At 42.6% G+C, this 19,474-nt stretch carries 15 protein-coding genes and 1 tRNA gene; 3 read left to right on the top strand and 13 right to left on the bottom strand.

From position 1 onward, the window contains the following. Positions 1 to 3: 3 nt before the first annotated feature. Together HMPREF2926_RS00080 and truB are read right to left on the bottom strand one after the other, a co-directional pair. On the bottom strand, positions 4 to 939 hold the full coding sequence (locus tag HMPREF2926_RS00080; RefSeq protein ID WP_070586057.1) for a bifunctional riboflavin kinase/FAD synthetase: 936 nt from the start codon (positions 937 to 939) through the stop codon (positions 4 to 6). Between the two features lie 4 nt (positions 940 to 943). Next, positions 944 to 1,840: a tRNA pseudouridine(55) synthase TruB gene (truB, locus tag HMPREF2926_RS00075; RefSeq protein ID WP_070586055.1), complete on the bottom strand. Its 897-nt coding sequence runs from the start codon at positions 1,838 to 1,840 to the stop codon at positions 944 to 946. A gap of 181 nt (positions 1,841 to 2,021) precedes the next feature. Between truB and HMPREF2926_RS00070 the strand changes: the two genes are divergently transcribed. Further along, positions 2,022 to 3,338, top strand: coding sequence for an FAD-containing oxidoreductase (locus tag HMPREF2926_RS00070; RefSeq protein WP_070586053.1), 1,317 nt, complete (start codon positions 2,022 to 2,024; stop codon positions 3,336 to 3,338). A gap of 36 nt (positions 3,339 to 3,374) precedes the next feature. Here the strand turns inward: HMPREF2926_RS00070 and HMPREF2926_RS00065 are convergent, their stop codons facing one another. From HMPREF2926_RS00065 to pcrA, 3 genes are all read right to left on the bottom strand, one after another. Beyond that, on the bottom strand, positions 3,375 to 4,175 hold the full coding sequence (locus HMPREF2926_RS00065) for an alpha/beta fold hydrolase (protein WP_070586051.1): 801 nt from the start codon (positions 4,173 to 4,175) through the stop codon (positions 3,375 to 3,377). Positions 4,176 to 4,178: 3 nt separating this feature from the next. Then, entirely contained in the window at positions 4,179 to 5,453 is a 1,275-nt protein-coding gene (locus tag HMPREF2926_RS00060; RefSeq protein ID WP_070586050.1) for a DUF2130 domain-containing protein, read from the bottom strand. A 369-nt stretch (positions 5,454 to 5,822) separates the two neighbouring features. After that, positions 5,823 to 8,108 carry a DNA helicase PcrA gene (pcrA, locus tag HMPREF2926_RS00055; RefSeq protein ID WP_070586048.1) on the bottom strand — a complete coding sequence of 762 codons (2,286 nt, stop codon included), beginning with the start codon at positions 8,106 to 8,108 and terminating at the stop codon, positions 5,823 to 5,825. A 151-nt stretch (positions 8,109 to 8,259) separates the two neighbouring features. Here pcrA and HMPREF2926_RS00050 point away from each other — a divergent pair, with 151 nt between their 5' ends. Continuing rightward, the gene (locus tag HMPREF2926_RS00050) at positions 8,260 to 9,450 is read left to right on the top strand and encodes a cation diffusion facilitator family transporter (RefSeq protein ID WP_070586045.1); all 1,191 of its coding nucleotides are present in this window, start codon (positions 8,260 to 8,262) and stop codon (positions 9,448 to 9,450) included. A gap of 179 nt (positions 9,451 to 9,629) precedes the next feature. Here the strand turns inward: HMPREF2926_RS00050 and HMPREF2926_RS00045 are convergent, their stop codons facing one another. The 8 genes from HMPREF2926_RS00045 to HMPREF2926_RS00010 form a co-directional block, all read right to left on the bottom strand. Further along, on the bottom strand, positions 9,630 to 10,457 hold the full coding sequence (locus tag HMPREF2926_RS00045) for an amino acid ABC transporter substrate-binding protein (protein WP_014713119.1): 828 nt from the start codon (positions 10,455 to 10,457) through the stop codon (positions 9,630 to 9,632). Positions 10,458 to 10,466: 9 nt separating this feature from the next. Further along, on the bottom strand, positions 10,467 to 11,096 hold the full coding sequence (locus tag HMPREF2926_RS00040) for an amino acid ABC transporter ATP-binding protein (protein WP_070586043.1): 630 nt from the start codon (positions 11,094 to 11,096) through the stop codon (positions 10,467 to 10,469). 12 nt (positions 11,097 to 11,108) lie between these two features. Continuing rightward, positions 11,109 to 11,750, bottom strand: coding sequence for an amino acid ABC transporter permease (locus tag HMPREF2926_RS00035; RefSeq protein ID WP_049490580.1), 642 nt, complete (start codon positions 11,748 to 11,750; stop codon positions 11,109 to 11,111). 99 nt (positions 11,751 to 11,849) lie between these two features. Continuing rightward, the gene (gene lepB, locus HMPREF2926_RS00030) at positions 11,850 to 12,410 is read right to left on the bottom strand and encodes a signal peptidase I (RefSeq protein WP_003006560.1); all 561 of its coding nucleotides are present in this window, start codon (positions 12,408 to 12,410) and stop codon (positions 11,850 to 11,852) included. Between the two features lie 162 nt (positions 12,411 to 12,572). Beyond that, positions 12,573 to 14,078 carry a pyruvate kinase gene (gene pyk, locus HMPREF2926_RS00025; protein ID WP_013903352.1) on the bottom strand — a complete coding sequence of 502 codons (1,506 nt, stop codon included), beginning with the start codon at positions 14,076 to 14,078 and terminating at the stop codon, positions 12,573 to 12,575. A 69-nt stretch (positions 14,079 to 14,147) separates the two neighbouring features. Next, positions 14,148 to 15,161: a 6-phosphofructokinase gene (gene pfkA / locus HMPREF2926_RS00020; RefSeq protein ID WP_021152956.1), complete on the bottom strand. Its 1,014-nt coding sequence runs from the start codon at positions 15,159 to 15,161 to the stop codon at positions 14,148 to 14,150. Between the two features lie 84 nt (positions 15,162 to 15,245). Then, entirely contained in the window at positions 15,246 to 18,347 is a 3,102-nt protein-coding gene (locus HMPREF2926_RS00015) for a DNA polymerase III subunit alpha (protein WP_070586041.1), read from the bottom strand. Positions 18,348 to 18,430: 83 nt separating this feature from the next. After that, positions 18,431 to 18,518 (bottom strand) — tRNA-Ser (locus tag HMPREF2926_RS00010). 590 nt (positions 18,519 to 19,108) lie between these two features. Here HMPREF2926_RS00010 and HMPREF2926_RS00005 point away from each other — a divergent pair. Continuing rightward, positions 19,109 to 19,300: a hypothetical protein gene (locus tag HMPREF2926_RS00005; protein ID WP_009732644.1), complete on the top strand. Its 192-nt coding sequence runs from the start codon at positions 19,109 to 19,111 to the stop codon at positions 19,298 to 19,300. Positions 19,301 to 19,474: the final 174 nt, after the last annotated feature.

The following is a 19,474-nucleotide window of genomic DNA, read 5'->3' as shown; positions in this document are numbered from 1 at the left end:
AGGCTAGGACTTTTGTCCCAGCCTCTTGGTCCAGTTTCGTGAAACTGCTTCATCTTCTTTCAATTGAGCCACTAGTTGATCGATCCCATCGAATTTGACCATTTCCCGTATCTTATCCAACCAATGAATGGTCAAAGTATGGCCATAAATATCTCCAGAAAAATCAAAGAGATTGACTTCGAAACGAAGCTCTTTTCCATCAAAGGTGACATTTTTGCCAACAGAAGCCATGCCTCGATAGATCTGCCCTTTAAAATCGACATCAACTACATAAACCCCATCTGATGGTAAATAGGTCCGGTCAATCGGTGCTAAATTGGCAGTAGGATAGCCAATGGTGTGGCCACGCGCATCCCCATGCACGACGATGCCCCGACTGGATAAAGGGTGACCAAGTAGACGGGCAGCTTCTTGAACGCGTCCTTCCAGGACAGCCTGACGAATGCGGGTTGAACTAATCTTTTCCCCCTGATCCAATACAGGAGAAATGACTTCCACTTGACCATCAAAATAATCAGCTAAGTCAGAGGCCGTTTTCTTATCAGAGCCAAAACTATAATCAAATCCAGCAATTAAAACTCGGGCCCTCAAGGCTTTGACAAATTGATCGACAAATTCTTTGGCTGTTTTAGAAGAAAAATCGGTCGTAAAATCAATGAGGAAGAGCTCATCCACACCTAGTTCGTTTAATTTTTGGAACCGATCCTCAGGGCTCTGCAAATGAAGCAGTAATTCTGGTTGGTAGCGAACAAAGGCTAACTTAGGAGATTCAGGAAAGGTTAACAAAGCGACCTTCAAGCCTTTTTCATCCGCTATCTGACGCGCCTTTTTAAAGAGTTCTTGATGCCCCAGATGCAGGCCATCAAAGTAGCCCAGAACCAAAACTGTCTCATTCTCCAAATGGATCTGGTTAGCAGTAGTAATCGTACGAATATTCATGAATTTATTGTAACACACTTTCTGTTAGAAAGACTTTTCGAGGTTTGTAAAGTTCTTCTCTTTTTTCTAAAATGGCTACCAATTTTCCTTGGTAAAAAGCAGCTAACTCTTTGGAGTCACTCTCAACTGGAATAAAGCGTCCCACTTGGACTTCGCCAACCTCTTCTACTGTCAGATCTACTTTTTCCAGATCCCCGGTGCCAATTTCAAGTGGATGAAGAAAGCTCAAATCTCCTTGGGCTACTTTTTCAGCCACTTCTTCCAAGGTCAGGGCATCTTCTAGTGACAAACCGGCAGCACTGGTTCGGGTCAGATGAGACATATGGGCTGCGTAGCCCAGTTTTTGACCAAGGTCCACAGACAAGGTCCGGATATAGGTGCCCTTACTGCATTTGACCCGGAAACGAAAACGGGCTAGTCCTTCTTCATAGCTAATCTCACTGGTGCGCGTGAATTCATAAATGGTTACCCGTCGGATAGGGCGTTCCACTTCTTCTCCTGCCCGAGCATATTCATAGAGCTTACGTCCATTGACCTTGACCGCTGAATACATAGGTGGTACTTGCTCCATTTCTCCCACCATCTGGGCAATCATGCGGTCCACCTCTGCTACATCTAAAGGGGCTTCCACTGGGGTCCGCTCTATGACTTCCCCACTGGCATCCTCCGTCGTGGTAGAAAATCCCAAAGTGATTTCTCCCTCATAGACCTTGCCTTCATCTTGCATGAATTCGACCATCCGGGTCGCCTTGCCAACTGCTATTGGAAGCACTCCCACCACATCCGGATCCAGCGTTCCCCCATGGCCGATCTTCTTAGTTCCTAAGATTTTTCGCAGTTTAAATACCACATCATGTGAGGTCATGCCTGCTTCCTTTTTTACATTGATAATTCCGTCCATCTTATTTGCTCTTTCTAACTGATTGTGTGACCATCCGGGTCACCGACCCTTTATTATACCACGAAATGAGACTTCTTGTCCCTCTTTCCCACTTCCCATGAGCTCCTAAAAAATCCCGTAGCAGATTTCAGACTTTTTAAAATGGGTTTGATACAATAGAAAGCGAAAGAAGGTGTAACATATGTTAATGTATGATGTTATTGTGATTGGATTTGGTAAAGCTGGTAAAACACTTGCAGCGAAATTATCAAGCCAAGGAAAAAAAGTCGCTCTGATTGAAAAGAGCAAGTCTATGTACGGTGGTACTTGTATCAATATCGCTTGTATTCCAACCAAGACCTTGATTGTTGCAGCAGAAAAAGGCTTGGATTTTGAGCAAGCCATGAGCGAAAAAAATGCGGTCACCACTCGTCTCAATGGCAAGAACTACGCAACCATTGCTGGAACTGGTGTGGATATTATCGATGCGACGGCTCGTTTCGTTTCTAACAAGGTCATCGAAATTCAAGCTGGAGATGAAAAGGAAGAATTGACAGCTGAAACCATTATTATTAATACTGGTGCTGTGCCAACTATCCTTCCGATTCCAGGTTTGGCTGAAAGTAAATTTGCCGTGGATTCAACCGGTATTCAACGTTTGGAAAACCTACCTAAACGCCTGGGTGTCCTTGGCGGTGGACCAATTGGATTGGAATTTGCTCATCTCTATAATACCTTGGGCAGCCAAGTAACGGTATTGGATGCTTCTGAAACATTCTTGCCACGGATCGAGCCAAGTATTGCAGCTCTTGCAAAAGGCTACCTTGAAGAAGACGGTATTCAATTCTTGCAAGGCATTCATACCCAAGAAATCAAAGATGGCCAAAACAGCTTAACGGTTGTCACAGATAAGGGAGACTTTGAGTTCGATATCCTTCTCTACGCAACAGGTCGTAAGCCAAACACAGCTGGACTTGGTCTTGAAAACACAGACATCCAAGTCACTGATCGTGGAGCGATCCAAGTCAACCGTCATTTGGAAACCAGCGTCCCTGGTGTCTTTGCAGCTGGAGATGTCAATGGTGGCCCTCAATTCACCTACATGTCACTCGATGACTTCCGCATTGTCTTCAACTACCTCACAGGCGATGGTAGCTACAATCTCGAAACTCGTAGAAATTATGCGACAACACTCTTTATTGCTCCTCCACTTGCCCAAGTCGGCTTGACCGAGCAAGAAGCACGTGACAAAGGACTTCAAGTTGCCGTTAAAGAATTGCCAGTTGCTGCTATGCCACGCGGACACGTCAATGCAGACCTTCGAGGTGCCTTCAAAGCCGTGGTCAACCCAGAAACTAAAGAAATTCTTGGAGTGACGCTCTTTGGAGAAGCTGCAGGCGAAATCATCAACCTGATTACCATGGCGATGGACAACAAGATCCCTTATACTTACATCGCAAAACAAATCTTTACCCACCCAACCATGGCAGAAAACCTAAACGATCTCTTTGCGATTTAACTAACATAAAAAAGCTGGAAAATATTCCAGCTTTTTCTAGTTTAAGAATTCACAGACAGCCTCTTGAAATACTTTATTTTCTTCATAAAGAGCATGCCCAGAGTGCTTTAGAATAAGGAGCTGACAACCCGAAATCGCTTTTGCCAGTTCCTTTGATCCCTTCACACCAATCACATCATCTTCAAACGCACCAAGGATCAGGGTCGGACAATGAATTTCTTTTAAGACCTCCAGGCTATTATGTTCCAGGCAAGACTGAGACTGAATGGCAATTCGTTTCTCATCTTTGATTCGCCCCAAGCGACCCATAATATTATAAAGCAACCGCCACTTTTGATAACTCTTTTGCGTGTATGAATGCTTTGCAATATCCAGCATGAGATGCTTAAAATTTCCAGATTGACTAAGTTGTTGCCAATGCTCAATTCGTTCTCTAGCAAGTTGACTAGGTTTTGCAGTGGTCACGGCTAAAATGAGCTTTTGAACCTTTTCAGGGAAATCCGCCACCAACCATTGGGCAATCATTCCACCTTGCGAAATCCCCATAACATAAGATGTATCTAAGTTCAGCGCCTCCATTGCTTCTGCAACATCTGCTGCCATATCCCGCGTCGTATAACCCTGTCTCAACTCATTGATCCGAGAAAAAACATAGATTTTATAGCGTTTAGCAAGTAGACGATACGAGAGAGAAAAGAGCTGGGCCTTTCCTTTAACGGTCTGAAGCCCATCCCCCAAGCCTGGTATAATTACTAGAGGGTCCTTTCCTTTTCCAAATGTCACATAGTCCATTGTTTTCCCATTCATGGACAAGGTAGCGTTCTTAGCTGAATACAAAGATTATTCTCCTTTCAGAGCATCAAACTTGGCCTTCATGGTTGGATTTTTCCGTGTCAATTTTTTAACGGAAACATCATCCAACTTGTTGTTAGCGAGACGGAGTTGGTTTTCTGATGTGGTAAGGAATTTCTTGACTTCTTCCATCCGTTTGATAGCCTTATCGATTTCATCAATTGCCTTACCAAAGTTGACGGAAGCTGAGTTGTAGTTCTTAGCAAAGGCTACTTTGAATGCATCCAGGTCTTCTTCAAAGTGGGTGATGTCGATATTTTGTTCACGAACAAGCGCCAATTCCTGCTTGTATTTAAGGGAATTGAGGGCCGCATTGCGCAGGAGCCCAATAATTTGGATAAAGAACTGAGGGCGCACCACATACATCTTTTCATACTCGTGGCTGACATCGACAATTCCTGTGTTGAAGTAGTCGTTATCTGCTTCAAGCATGGTCACTAAAACCGCATATTCACAGTTCTTTTCTCGACGGTCCTTGTCCAACTCTTTGTAGAAATCCGCATTCTTATGCTTCTTCTCTGTCCCATCAGCTTCATTCTTCATCTCGAACATAATGGAGATAATCTCCACTCCATTTTCATCACACTCGCGAAAGATAAAGTCGCCTTTAGACCCACGTGCAGAGACCTTGTTATCCTTTTCAAAATAGGCATTTGGGAAGGCAAAACTGCGAACCTTGTTGAATTCACTTTCCGCATACTGCTCCAGACTTTCACCGATAGCTTTTGTAGATTGTTGGGCCTTAAAATTCTTGTAAAACTCGACCTGTTCATTGGCTGCCTTTAACTGGGCTTCGTAGTTTTGTTTGACAGAAGCTAGGGACAGTTCATTTTCCTTCTCTTGAAGGAGCAATTGGTTTTGTACCTGATCACGCTCCTTCTCCAAATTAGAAAGCGTCTTTTGCAGCTGGTTCTCATGCTCCAAGCGCAAGGTGGCCAATTGATTCTCCAGTGCTTGCACTTCTTTTTCTTTCTCTAGCAGGCTTTGGCTAGCTGTTTGCTCCACCTCTTTTTTAGCCAATTCTTTTTCAGTATCAAACTGTTGAATCTGGTTTTGTAACTGAGCAATTTCTTGATCCTTCTTTGCTAACTTCTCTTGCTGCTCATTAAGGGCCTTTTGCTCTGCTAAAGCCAACTCTTGCCGAATTCGCTCATGAATTTCCTTGTCAAACTCTGCTGTCCGTACCTGTGACAAGAGTTCGATGTATTGACTTTCATTGACTGTAAAGACTTCCCCACAGTTGGGGCACTTGATTTCGTTCATAGCATGCCTCTTTCTCTATTCTTAGTATATTATATCATGCCACCAGTAAAATCAAAACCAGCAAACGAGGCTTGCTGGTTTTAACTGAATATTCATTTCTCTATTGAGACTTTCCTTAAGTGAGGACGGACGGTAGCGACTCCCTTTGGGATTCCATACCTTAGATTTGAGCCTTCTGTCTCAAATCTACCGAGCACCAGAAACTAATACGTTTCCGATGCTTTCCTCACGGCGAAAAGTCTCAATCTATTTTGCACTAGTTCCAAAATATCTTTTTTCAATAGTCTCATTCAGTAATAACTTTAAATTTCTGAAAAGATGTTACTTGTTTATAATCTGAAACAGTGAACTTAGCTTCCTGGTCTTAACTTATTTCTTCTCAATCGGAGCGACACTGGCTAAGAGTTTCTTTAGCCCCACTTCTGGGAAGTTGATCTTGAGTTCTTGGGTACTACCACTACCAGATACTTCAAGCACGGTTCCTTCACCCCACTTCTTGTGAATGGCAATGTCGCCAATGGACCAAGCGACGCTCTCTTTGGCGCTAGAACGGTTGCTATTGCCAAAGGGGAGGCTTGATGATGTGAGAGTACTTGGAGCTGCTTGTCTCTTGCGCTCTTGAAGGGCTTGTGACAGGCTCATACCTTTTCCAAAGGTCGTTCCGCCTCCATTGCTATAAGAAGCCTTAAAGCTAGTGTTGACTGGACGAGCTAATCCTTGGTAGGTCAATAAATCCGAGCTAATTTCATTGATGAAACGTGTCGGACGGTTGTAGCTGGTTCGTCCAAAGAGCAAACGTGAGTTAGCATTGGTCAAGAAGAGAACCTTCTCTGCCCGCGTGATCCCTACATAAGCCAGACGACGCTCTTCTTCCAATTCATCTGGATCCTCTGCCGCACGACTAAGAGGAAAGACATTTTCTTCCATCCCAATCAAGAAGACGACTGGGAACTCCAATCCCTTGGCTGCATGAAGAGTCATCAAGGTCACTTCTGAAGTTTCTTGGGCCCCATCATCTGTATCGGCAATCAAAGCCAAATCGTTCAAGAAACGACTCAAGGTCTCCACACCTGATTCGTCGTCGACGGTCTCTCCATTTTCATCAAAATTCTTGGTAACAGACAGGAACTCTTGGATATTCTCGATGCGGGCCTGACTTTCCAAATTTCCCTGATTGGTTAGGGCTGTCATATAACCTGTCTTGTCAAGGACTTCTTCGACCAACTCTGTAATGGTCAGCTGGTCCAATCTTTCTCTCAAATCAAGAATGAGATTGGCAAAGTCCCAGATGGCTTGGGCTGCCTTTCCTTTGATGCCTGAGAGCATGATATTGGCTGAAGCATCCAGGAGTGAAGACTCTTGCATTTGAGCAAAGTCACGAATCTTATCCACTGTACCTGGCCCGATTCCCCGCTTGGGTTCATTGATAATGCGCTCAAAACTGATATTGTCACTGAGGTTGGCAATCAAGTTCAGATAAGCAATAACATCCCGAATTTCCTTCCGGCTGTAGAACTTGGTGCCCCCTACCATGGTGTAGGGAATGTTGGATTTGAGCAGCGCTTCTTCAATGGTCCGTGACTGGGCATTGGTTCGGTAGAGAACAGCAAAATCACGGTGCTTGTAGCCAGCTTCGCGACTAAGCTCTTCAATGGTTTTAGCAACAAAGACCGCTTCATCCTGCTCGTCATTAGCCCGGTAATAGACAATCTCTTCCCCGTCTTCATTTTGTGTCCAGAGATTCTTCGGACGGCGGTGGCGATTGTTTTTGATGACATCATTGGCTGCTTGCAGGATAGTTTTAGTGGAACGATAATTTTCCTCTAACAAAACGACCTTGGCATCAGGATAATCCTTCTCAAAGTCCAGGATATTCTGCATATCTGCTCCCCGCCAGCCATAAATAGACTGGTCAGCATCCCCAACGACACAGATATTTTTAAAACGTGAAGCCAAGAGTTTGACCAATTGGTATTGGGCATGGTTGGTATCTTGGTACTCATCCACGTGGATATATTGGAACTTCTGCTGGTAATAGGTCAGCACATCTGGATGCTGATCAAAAAGACGCAGGGTCAGCATGATCAAATCATCAAAGTCCACTGCTTCTGACTGACGGAGTTCCTTTTGGTAAGCCTCATAACACTTAGCGACGATCTGGGTATACATATCCCCCGCTTGGGCAGCATAGGCCACTTCATCGATCAAGTCATTTTTAGCATTGGAAATAGTCCCTAAAATTGTCCGTTCATTCCATTTCTTAGGATCCAAATTCAAGGACTTCAAGATCCGCTTCATCAAGGTCCGTTGCTCACCTGGATCGACAATGGTAAAATTACGATTGTAGCCAATGTGATCCGCATCTCGACGAAGGATACGCACACACATGGAGTGGAAGGTCGCAATCAAGCAATCTTGGGTGGCTGGATTCAACTGATAAGCCCGCTCCTTCATCTCCCGAGCGGCTTTATTGGTAAAGGTAATGGCCAAAATATTCCAAGGATTGACCATTTTTTCATCGATCAAGTAAGCGATGCGGTGGGTCAAAACACGTGTCTTACCCGAACCAGCCCCCGCCATGATCAAGAGGGGACCTTCCGTCGTTTGGACCGCCTCTGCCTGGCGATCATTCATACCATTCAATAAAGGATTCATCTCATACTCCTCATTCATTCAATCGTTCTATTATACCACAAAAACCGGCCTAGCTTCTTTTAAAAAAGGACTCATTTGAATTTCCCTTCCAAAAACGATATAATAGTAGCTTAAAGAAAACAGGATTTCATCCGAGGTCTAGGAGGATATTTTGGATAAACCATACAGTAACTTAAAACTGGCCGAACGTGGCGCTATCATTAGTATTCTAGCCTATTTATTGCTCTCTTCAGTAAAATTGGCTACCGGCCATCTACTTCATTCATCCAGTTTGGTAGCCGATGGATTTAACAACTTATCTGATATCATCAGCAATGCTGCCCTGCTCATCGGGATTCGTCTCGCTCGCCAACCAGCTGACCGTGATCACAAGTTTGGTCACTGGAAAATTGAGGATCTAGCTAGTCTAGTCACCTCCATCATTATGTTTTATGTCGGTTTTGATGTCTTACGCGATACCCTCCAAAAGATCTTCAGCAATGAAACAGTTAGCATTGATCCACTCGGTGCTGGCGTCGGAGTGGTTTCAGCCCTTGTCATGCTAGGCGTTTATTTCTACAATCTTCGCTTAGCAAAACGGGCCAAATCAAAAGCCTTAAAAGCAGCCGCAAAAGACAATCTTTCAGACGTCGTCACATCTCTTGGAACGTCGATCGCGATCGCTGCTAGTGCTTTTAACTATCCAATTGTCGATAAAATCGTAGCCATCATCATCACCTTCTTTATCCTTAAAACAGCCTACGATATCTTTATGGAATCTTCCTTTAGTCTTTCAGACGGCTTTGACGATAGCCTCCTCGAAGATTACGAAAAAGCTATTTTAAAACTCCCTAAGATTGCGCGTGTGAAATACCAACGCGGACGGACCTACGGAAGCAATATCTATCTGGACGTTGTCTTGGAGATGAATCCCGATCTTTCCGTCTATGAAAGCCATGCGATCACAGAAGAAGTCGAGGATCTCCTGAAAGAAGAATTTGGAGTCTTTGACATTGACGTCCATGTGGAACCTAGCTCAATTCCTGAAGATGAGCTGATCGAAAACGTTGAAAAGAAACTCTTAACCTACGAAAAACGCCTCTATGCTAAGCAAGAGTTTGATACATTGCTAGCGGATAATTATACCTTGATTGACGATACCGGTCACGAACACAACAAGGCAGAATTAATAGAGGCTCTCGCAAGCGACCAAGTTCAATTCCAGAACTTTGAACTAGAGTCCATCAGCCAAAAAACCAAACTCATCCGTTATGAACTAGACGGTCAAATCCATACCAGTCTCTGGCGTCGCCACGAAACTTGGCAAAAGATTTTCCATCAAATCACTAATAAAACCGACTAAAAGAGGCGGGGACAAAAGTCCTAGCCTCTCAATTATTTTTGGATTGTTGAGCAAGACGCAGTGGTTGAGTGGGCTCTACTACGCTGATTTCATCAGCTTTTACAGCCCTACTCAACTGTGCGGAGGTGGGACGACGAAATCGAATTCTAACGAATTACCGATTTCTGTCCCACTCTCTTTTACTTGATATCGTCTGTTGCTACATCCGTTCCGAACCACTTCTTAGAGATCTTTTGGAACTGGCCCTTTTGATAGAGTTTTACGAAAGCTTCATCAATTTTTTTCTTCAAAGTTTTATCCGCCTTGCGCACTCCTACCGCAAAGGATTCTGTCTCAAAACCGACAGGAAAGACATTGTAGTCTTTTAAAATTCCTTCCGTTTGCAGATAATAGTTGGCATAGACACGGTCGATTAAGAGGCCATCGATCCGATCATTCTGAAGATCGATCAGAGCCTCGTTGAAACTCTGGTATTGGGTAGCCTTTTGATTTTTAACCTTATTTTTTAAGATTTTAGGATTGGCTTCAAAATCCATATAGCCAGACGATCCGGTCTGGGCACCTAATCGTTTCTCTTTCATCCCATCGACTGATTGGATCCCAGAGGCTTTCTTAGTGACCAAGACTTGTTCATTTTTCATATAGGGCTTAGTAAAAGCAACACTTTCCCGACGTTCATCTGTTGCCGAATAGCCATTCCAGATGGCATCAATGGTCCCATTTTTCAGTTCCGTCTCTTTCATATCCCAATCAATGGGTTGCCAGTTGACATGAATCCCATAAGATTCAAAGACTTGATTGGCCAAATCAATGTCAAAACCAGCGTAGCTCCCATCTTTTTGCTCAAAGCCCATTGGAACGAAAGTATTATCAAAACCAATCGTGATGGACTGCTCTTTTTGGTATTTTTGCCAGTTGTCCACTTTAGGATCACTCACTGTCTGTCCACAGGCAGTCAGAAGAACGAGACTAAGGACACCTAGCAGCCATGGTATTACTCGTTTCATCCTCTCCTCCTATTTAGGCTCAACCTTGAGAAGAACATCCGCAATTGCTTCTGCAAATGGAATATCATGGGTAACAACGATCTGAGTCATCCCCAGTTCACGGTTTTGCAAGATTAACTTCTCAACTTCTAATCGCAATTCTGGATCCAAGGCCGAAGTCGGCTCATCATAGCCAATAATTTCTGGATCGATCATCATAGCACGAGCCAGTGCCACCCGTTGCTTCTGACCACCAGATAGAGAGAATGGATAAGCATCCGCATGTTGTTCGAGTCCCAAACGCTCCAGTAAGCTCATGGCTTTTTTACTCGCTTCTTCCTTGGTCACATTCATGGTCTTTATAGGGGACAAGATAAGGTTTTCCATGACCGATAAATGTGGAAATAATTGAAAATCCTGGAAGACAAAACCAAGAAGATTTCGTTTTTCTAAGGCATCCAGAGGCAAGTTTTCACCATTGTAGATGATCTGACCAGAATCAATGGTTTCAAGACCAGCTAACATGCGAAGCAAGGTGGTCTTTCCTCCCCCAGAAGGACCAACAATGGCGACAATTTGTTTTTCAGGAACGAGAAGATTAAAATCTGATAAGATCTGCTTATCCCCAAACCGTTTCGAAATTTGTTTTAATTCTAACATATGCTTCTGCTCCTATTTATAATATGAAAAGTTCTTTTCAACTCGCTTAGCAATGATGGTCACGATCCCAATGAGGATTAAATAAATAGCTCCCGCCAAAAACATGGGTGCTAGACTGGCATCACGATTAGCTGCCGTCCGACTAGCGAGGATCAAATCACTAATTCCCAGAGCATAGACCAAGGAGGTGTCTTTAATCAAGGACATGACTTCATTGAAGACACTTGGAAGAACGATCTTCACCACCTGAGGCAAAATAATATAGCGAATTGTTTGCCATGAACTCAATTTTAAGACCTTGGCCGCCTCATACTGACCTGTCGGAATGGCGAGAATTCCTCCACGGAAGATTTCCGCAAAATAGGCTGCATAATTGAGGGTGAAGGCTGTAATAGCCGCAGGCAACCGATCAATCCGAATCCCGATACTTGGAAGGACGTAATAAATAAAGATCAACTGAAGCAAAAGAGGAGTTCCTCGCATGATCCAGATATAAATTGTTAGGAGGCCATGCAGGATCTTTGAGCGCAATTGAAGCAAAAATGCAACAACGATTCCTAGTGGAATCGATAAAATCAATACGAAAGCAAACACTTGCAAGGTGAGGCTTGCTCCCTTTAACAAACTTGGTAAAATTTCCAAAGCATACTGCATAGCATTCTCCTCCTAAAAAATTATTTAATGAACATCTTACCACAAAAATGGAAAAAAAACTAGTTGATTTTGATATTTATAAAAAAAATAGCCTTTCGGCTATTCTTCTACTTTTATAAATCCAAATTTATTGAGAGGATAGAGACGCAGATTCACGACTCCTTCGATCTGATTTTTATGGATATAACCAAACTCACGGCTATCTTCTGTATCCCCTCGGTTATCATTTAAGACCAGATAAGTATCCGATGGTACACGACCAGCCTTGGTCCCTTTTAACTCCGATAAGAAGAAATCGTCCGTATAATACCCATTACTCGTTGGAGCAGCTAGATGTTTGTTCAGCATTTTATTCAGGTAAGGTTCTGGTGTTGCCTGTCCATTCAAATAGAGGACATCATCTACGTAGCTGACTTCGTCGTTTTCTTTGGCAATGACACGTCCAAGGTATTCTTTTCCACCGACCTTATATAAGACCAAATCACTGCGATCTACCTGAGCATTTCTAGTCGCTACCACAAGATCTCCAGTTTTCACAGAAGCATTGGCCATTTTATCATTGATACTAAATGGATGAAATACAAAGATTCGAAGCAAAATCAGTGCCAAAACCAGTACACCGACAATGATGACATTTCTAATTAAATCTCTCCTTGGCATGAATGTCTCCCTTCCTTTTTATTTATTATACCATGTTTTTGATCTTTAAAAAAGAGAAAGTAAGCATTAGTGAGAATTCTTGTCATACTAAACAGGAAAAAGAAAAACCTCGCGGTCAATCCTTTCGGACCAACCAGCAAGGCTTTAAGATCAAATTGTCTATTAACGTACTGTACGGATACGCATTGTGTTTGTACGAACAGCTTCTCCAACTGGTACACCAGCAACGATAACGATATCATCACCAGATTTAACAAGACCAGCTTCAACTGCTTTACGTTCAGCAATTTCGAACATATCGTCAGTTGATGAAGGAGCATCTGTCAACATTGGGATAACACCCCAGTTCAACATCAATCCACGTTCAGTCAATTCGTCAAATGTCAATGCCAAGATATCAGCATCTGGACGGTATTTAGAGATCAAACGTGCAGTGTGACCTGTCTTAGTCAATGTTACAACTAATTTGATATCCATTGAGTTTGTAGCATCTTTAACAGCTGAAGCCATAACTTCTGTCTTAGAGTTACGTTCGAATGAAGCAGGGTTCAAACGACCATATTCTTTCAAAAGTGTTTGAGCGTTCATGTCAATTTTCGCCATTGTAGCTACAGATTCAAGTGGGTATTTACCGTTTGCAGATTCACCTGAAAGCATTGTAGCATCAGTACCATCGATAACAGCGTTGAAGACGTCAGATACTTCAGAACGAGTAGCACGTGGTTTTTCAGTCATTGTTTCAAGCATGTTTGTTGCAGTGATAACAACTTTACCAGCAGCATTTACTTTAGAAGTAATCATTTTTTGGTAAACTGGAACCATTTCAAATGGTACTTCGATACCCATGTCACCACGAGCGATCATGATACCATCAGTAACTTCGATGATTTCATCCAAGTTTTCGATACCTTGTTGGTTTTCGATTTTAGCAAACAATTGAACGTGGCTGTTACCAGTTTCTTCACAGATAGCACGAACTTCTTGAACGTCTTTTGCAGTACGTACGAATGAGATCGCGATGAAGTTGATACCTTGTTCCAAACCGAAGCGGATATCGTCGTTATCACGTTCAGCAAGTGCTGGGAAAGGAATCTTCGTATTAGGGATGTTGACACCTTTTTGTTTAGCGATGATACCATCGTTTTCAACTTCAACAACAAATTCACGTTTTGCAGCGTCTTTTTCTACAACGCGAAGACCCAATTTACCATCATCAACCAATACTTGGTGTCCAACTTCAACGTCATCAAAGATGTCAAGCGCACCAGCAACGTTCAAAGCAATCACTTCACGAGTTGATTTGATACCTTGTTTTGTAGCAACGCGGATACGTTCACCAGTCTTGTATGAATATTCTTTAGCTTCGCCTTCGAACAATTCAGTACGGATTTCAGGACCTTTTGTATCAAGAAGGTAACCAACTTTTTTACCAGCGATTTCTTCTGCACGTTTAACAGTCGCCATACGTTCACCTTGTTCTTGGTGGTCACCGTGTGAGAAGTTGAAACGGAAAGTGTTCGCACCAGCTTCGATCAATTTAGCAATGTTTTGTGCTGAAGCTTCAACGTCAAGTTTTTCAGCCCAGTATCCATCTTCACCGAATTTTTTACCACCACGGATTTCTACCGCAGGACCTAAAGTTGCAACGATTTTTACACGTTTGTTCATGATATATATGACTCCTTTTTAAATATATCTGTCTTTTTAAGACAAGGTTAACGAATTTATGAAATAAAATTAGATTGAAGACAAGCTACGGTTCAACTCGGCAAGACCAAGATCAGCTTTATGTGGATTGTTTACCACAATCTTACCATCTTCTGTCAAGCTAAAGAGGGCTCCTTCTTCTGCTTTACCAAGGATTGGATTTTCCACCATTTTTTCATTGCGGATACCAACGGCTACACCACCGATTCCTTGTTTCAACAATTTAACTGCGTGTGCTCCCATACGTGAAGCAAGAACACGGTCACGCGCAGTCGGTGAACCACCACGTTGGATGTGGCCAAGCTCAGTTACACGAAGATCGCTTTCATCACCAGCTTCTTTCAACGCTTTACCAAATTCATCTGCAGACATCACGCCTTCAGCCAAGATGATGATGTTGTGGGTACGACCTTTTGCGTAACCCTCTTTGATGCTCTCAACAACATCTTCGATCTTGAATCCTTCTTCAGGGATGATGATTTCATCTGCACCAGATGCAATCCCTGCCCAAAGAGCGATATCTCCAGCGTTACGTCCCATCACTTCGATAACGAAAGTACGGTGGTGACTAGATGAAGTATCACGGATCTTATCGATCGCGTCCATTGCAGTTGTGACTGCCGTATCAAAACCAATTGTAAAGTCAGTTCCGACGATATCGTTGTCAATCGTACCAGGAAGACCAACAGCTGGGAATCCAAGCTCAGTCAAGCGCATCGCACCATGGTAAGAACCATCTCCACCAATAACGACAACACCTTCGATCCCGTGTTTCTTCAATTGCTCGATCCCTTTTAATTGACCTTCGCGTTGAGCGAATTCAGGGTAACGAGCTGAATGAAGGAAGGTACCACCACGGGAAATAATATCTCCAACAGATGAGGCGTCAAGGGGCTGAATTTTACCAGCAACCATTCCCGCATATCCATCATAGATACCGAAAACTTCCATTCCTTCTGAAATTGCTTGACGAACAACTGCACGGATGGCAGCGTTCATGCCAGGGGCATCTCCACCACTAGTTAAAACAGCAATACGTTTCATTTCGTTGTTTGCTCCTTTTTTTCTTTTACATTCTACGTAATTATAACACAAAGAAGACTAAAATTCTCGTATTTTTCGCAGTTTTTACCGATAAATCGTTTTCATAACGAGATTCTTTAGTTCATCTTCCAATTCTTTGTTTTTCTGGACTGTATAGCCCTTCAATTGAAGAGTTTTTTTCTCGTCTTCATAGCGTAATATCACAGGATATGGGCCCGGATATTTTTTCAAGATAGAAAGAATCGTTTTATCCTGACGATGATCGAGCAACTGGATCCAGAACTTTTCATTGGTCGCTAGTTGTGCCTCTGCTAGAATCATCTGCAAGCGCCCATCACGCTCCTGTACCTTCCCCGTCAAGTAATAAAAGCCACCTTCTTTTATCAAGGAGGAAAATCGATTGTAGGTTTCAGGGAAAAGGGTCACATCCAATTTTTTCTTGGTATCACTGACTTGTAAGAAAGCCATGAGATCGCCCGACTTGGTTCGAATGGTTCGAATGTTTTGTACCTCAATGAGAATGCGCGCCTGCTCTCCTTGTATGAGTTGAGAAATTGGTTGGATCTCGTAGGGACTCGTTTTCCCAATCGCAACCAATGGGTGGGTACTGAGCCCGACGCCAATAATGGCCTCTTCCTTCTCATATTTTTCAGCCTGGCTAAAGTCCTCTGCTTCTGTCCAGGAATAGTTAGAATCTGCAAATAAACTACCTAGCTCATCAGCAAAGACAAACAAATTCGGCAAATTGTGAAGCACCTTGCGTCTATTTTTTTCAAAAATATCAAACAATCCAAGCTCCACTAAAGGTGTTAACAGAGGTAATTTATGATACTGATTGGGGAGGCGTAAAATAAAATCTTCGACACTTTCAAAGGGACGATTATCAATGATCCAATAGGCTAAATCTCTCGGGAGTCCCTTGATATTTTTCATTCCCAAGTAAATTTTTCGATCCTGGAACTTATCTCTGTAAGGGATGGTGTTGATGGATAATGGCGCGACTTTAAAATCAAACTGGAGAGCATCTGTCAGATAATCGCTGCTCGAATAATTGAGCATGACATCAAAGAAAACATCTGGATAATGGACCTTGAAATAGGCCATCTGAAAGGCCAAGGCAGAATAGGCATAGGCATGGGAACGGTTAAACCCATAGCCTGCGAATTTTTCCATGATCGCAAAGACCTCTTTGGCTTTTTCTTCCGTATGTCCAAGTTTAAGAGCACCTGCGACAAAATCGTCTTCCATCTTGTGCATTTCAGCTGCATTTTTTTTGCCCATAGCCCGACGTAAAATATCGGCTTTCCCTAGACTAAAGCCTGCAAAACGCTGGGCAACCTGCATGACCTGCTCTTGGTAGAGCATGATCCCATAAGTGGGCCGTAAGATTTCTTCAATAGCTGGATCTAAAATCTCAACTTTTTCTTGGCCGTGCTTTCTTTTGACGAAATTATCAATGTAATCACTAGCCCCTGGACGATTGAGAGAGGTGGTCGCTACCACTTCTTCGAAATGATTGGGTCTCACTCGTCTCAAGAGGCGAATGGCTCCAGCCTGTTCAAATTGGAAAATCCCCTTGGTATCCCCTGCAGCAAACAAGGCCAAGGTTTCTGGATCTTCTAAATCAATGGCTTCAATCACGATCTCTTCTTGGTACTTTTCATAGACGGCTTCCTTCATTTTCTGAACAAAGGTTAAATTTCGCAGACCCAAAAAGTCCATCTTCAACAGACCATTGGCTTCAACCGCATGGGCATCATACTGGGTGACAAACATGTCTTCTCCATACTTGAGAGGAATGTGATCCGTCAAATCCTGGTCACTCATCACAACCCCAGCCGCATGGATAGAGGTCTGCCTTGGTTGGCCTTCAATTCTTTTAGCAATTTCAAAGCCACGCTCAAATTCTGCTCGGCTATGAATCACTTGTCGAAAAGCTAGATTCTGTTCATAAGCAGTCGTCAGTGTATCCCTAAAACCAATCCGCTTGGTAATGGAGGTCAATTCGTACTCTGGTACCCCAAAACGTTTAAAGACATCTCGAATGGCTTGTTTGGCCCCAAAGGTTGAAAAGGTCACGATCTGAGCTGCATGGTAACTCCCGTAACGGTCTCGCACATAGCGGATAAATTCTGGACGATAGATATCAGGAATATCAATATCAATATCCGGCATGGTGTAGCGCTCCACATTTAAAAAGCGCTCAAAGAGGAGGTTCTTCTCCACAGGATCAATCCCTGTAATTCCTAATGCATAGGCTACTAGTGAACCTACAGCAGACCCACGTCCCATTCCCATATAATAACCTTGACTCCGTCCGAAACGAAGAAGGTCCCAGACAATCAAGAAATAATCATCAAAGCCCATTTGGTGAATAATGTCTAATTCATACTCCAGACGTTCTTGATAGACCGGACTGGTCAAGTTCTTTCGAAGAAGACCCGCTTGGGCTAATTCTCTCAGTTCCTCAACTGCTGATTTCTGGGGATTGAAGCGAGGCAATTTCAACTGAGTATCAATATCGTATTGAATCCCTTGGACTAGTTTTTCCAGATTTGTGATGGCTTGAGGAAATCGCTCTGCAAAATCATTCTTTAAATCCTGAGGAGTTTTTAGGACTGTTGTAGGATCAATTGGCCCTGTTTCTGTCAAGCTTTGATTGTCCTTGATGGCTGCCAGCATCTGCATGGCTTCCACATCTTCCGACTCAAAGAAACGCACAGTATGAAGAGGGAGCACAGGGTGGCTAAACTCTTGGACCGGCGTATCCGCAAAAACTCCGATGAAGTAATCTAGACCAAGCGGAAAGTCTCCACTAGCAAAAGGCGCTGGGACAATAACTGCTACTCCTTCTGTTAGGTGCTTCACATCCTCCCAATTGCTCTTCCCCATCATTTTGACGGTCGACATCTTCATCAGACTCTGGTAGCCCTTCGTTGACAGAGCGATCATCCGAAACGGAATTGTTTCATTGTCTACCTCTAGTCCAATTTCTAAACCGACAAAGGGGCTGAGCTTGTGGGCCTGACAGGCTTCGATAAATTCATAAGCACCATATAAATTATCTATATCCATGATTCCCAATGCGCCATACCCCATGCTTTTAGCCACTTGAACATAGTCTTTTATAGTTACAAGGCTTTCCATAAAGGTATAGACTGATTTGGTATCTAGCTGTGCAATCACTTTTTCTCCTCCCTCACTTGTCTATTTTTGGGACTCTTTTTTGTACAAAAAAACACCACTGCTACACAATGATGTCTCAACAACGGAAGACATGGGATTCGAACCCACGCACGCTTTTACACGCCTACCGCGTTTCCAACACGGCCTCTTAAGCCTCTTGAGTAATCTTCCATGAATAAAAAATATGGAGCCGGTGGGAGTTTCTAAAACTCAATTATATAGCTGTTTTTAGGTTTTAGGGTCTGTTTTAGGTACTGACTTCTAAAACTTTCACGGCTCATCATTTGTATTACTAGTTTAGCATAGGTTCCAAGAAAGTTCAAGCTTAATTATAAAAGAGATATAGAATGAAGCTATTTAATAGGAAAAAATCTTTTATTTTTTTAAAAAAGTTAGTAAAATCTCTTGATTTAATACAACTTTAGTTGTATAATATATACATAAGGTTAAGGAGGAAACCTTAGACAAGGAAACTAAAGAAAGGAAAAATAAATGTTAAGGCGAAGAAAAAAGCCAATCAAAGCTAAGACGAATAAGCTAGTAGTCAAAATCAACTTGTTCATCATAAGCATTGAGTGGCACATCGAATTCGGATAGTGAACAATCACTATCCGCCCCTTGGTGGGGCTTGCTTTAATTATAACAGGTATCGTGATGAAAGTAAAATTTAATGTTAAAAAAACCACAGCTAGAGAAAAACTTGAGTTTATTTTAGGGCTTCTGTTGATCGTAGTGATCATTTGGTTTTTTGTGAGGTAAATATGTTAGTTGATATCAATGCTATTAAATGGCTGCTAGAAAATGCCACAGCCTATTCTATTAGTAAAAATTGTGGATTATCCACCCAAGCTGTAGACAAATATAAGAATGGTATTTCTGATATTATGAATATGCGTTTGAAACACGCAATTAAAATGACAGAATACGCCAATCAGTTAAAAAACAAAAAGTGATGGTTATTTAATCATCACTTTTTTTGATGTAAAGACCCATTTCTTATAGCACAGAATCAAAAAAACATAGTCATTCGATTGAGGTTACAACGGACAATTTTTAAAATGTCTATTAAAACAGAAAATAAAAAAACCCTCCCGAAATGGGAGGGGAAGAACTAATATCTAACTAAA

The organism is Streptococcus sp. HMSC078D09 (assembly GCF_001813675.1).
GTDB lineage: Bacteria > Bacillota > Bacilli > Lactobacillales > Streptococcaceae > Streptococcus.
This window is presented reverse-complemented; position numbering and strand designations above follow the sequence as displayed.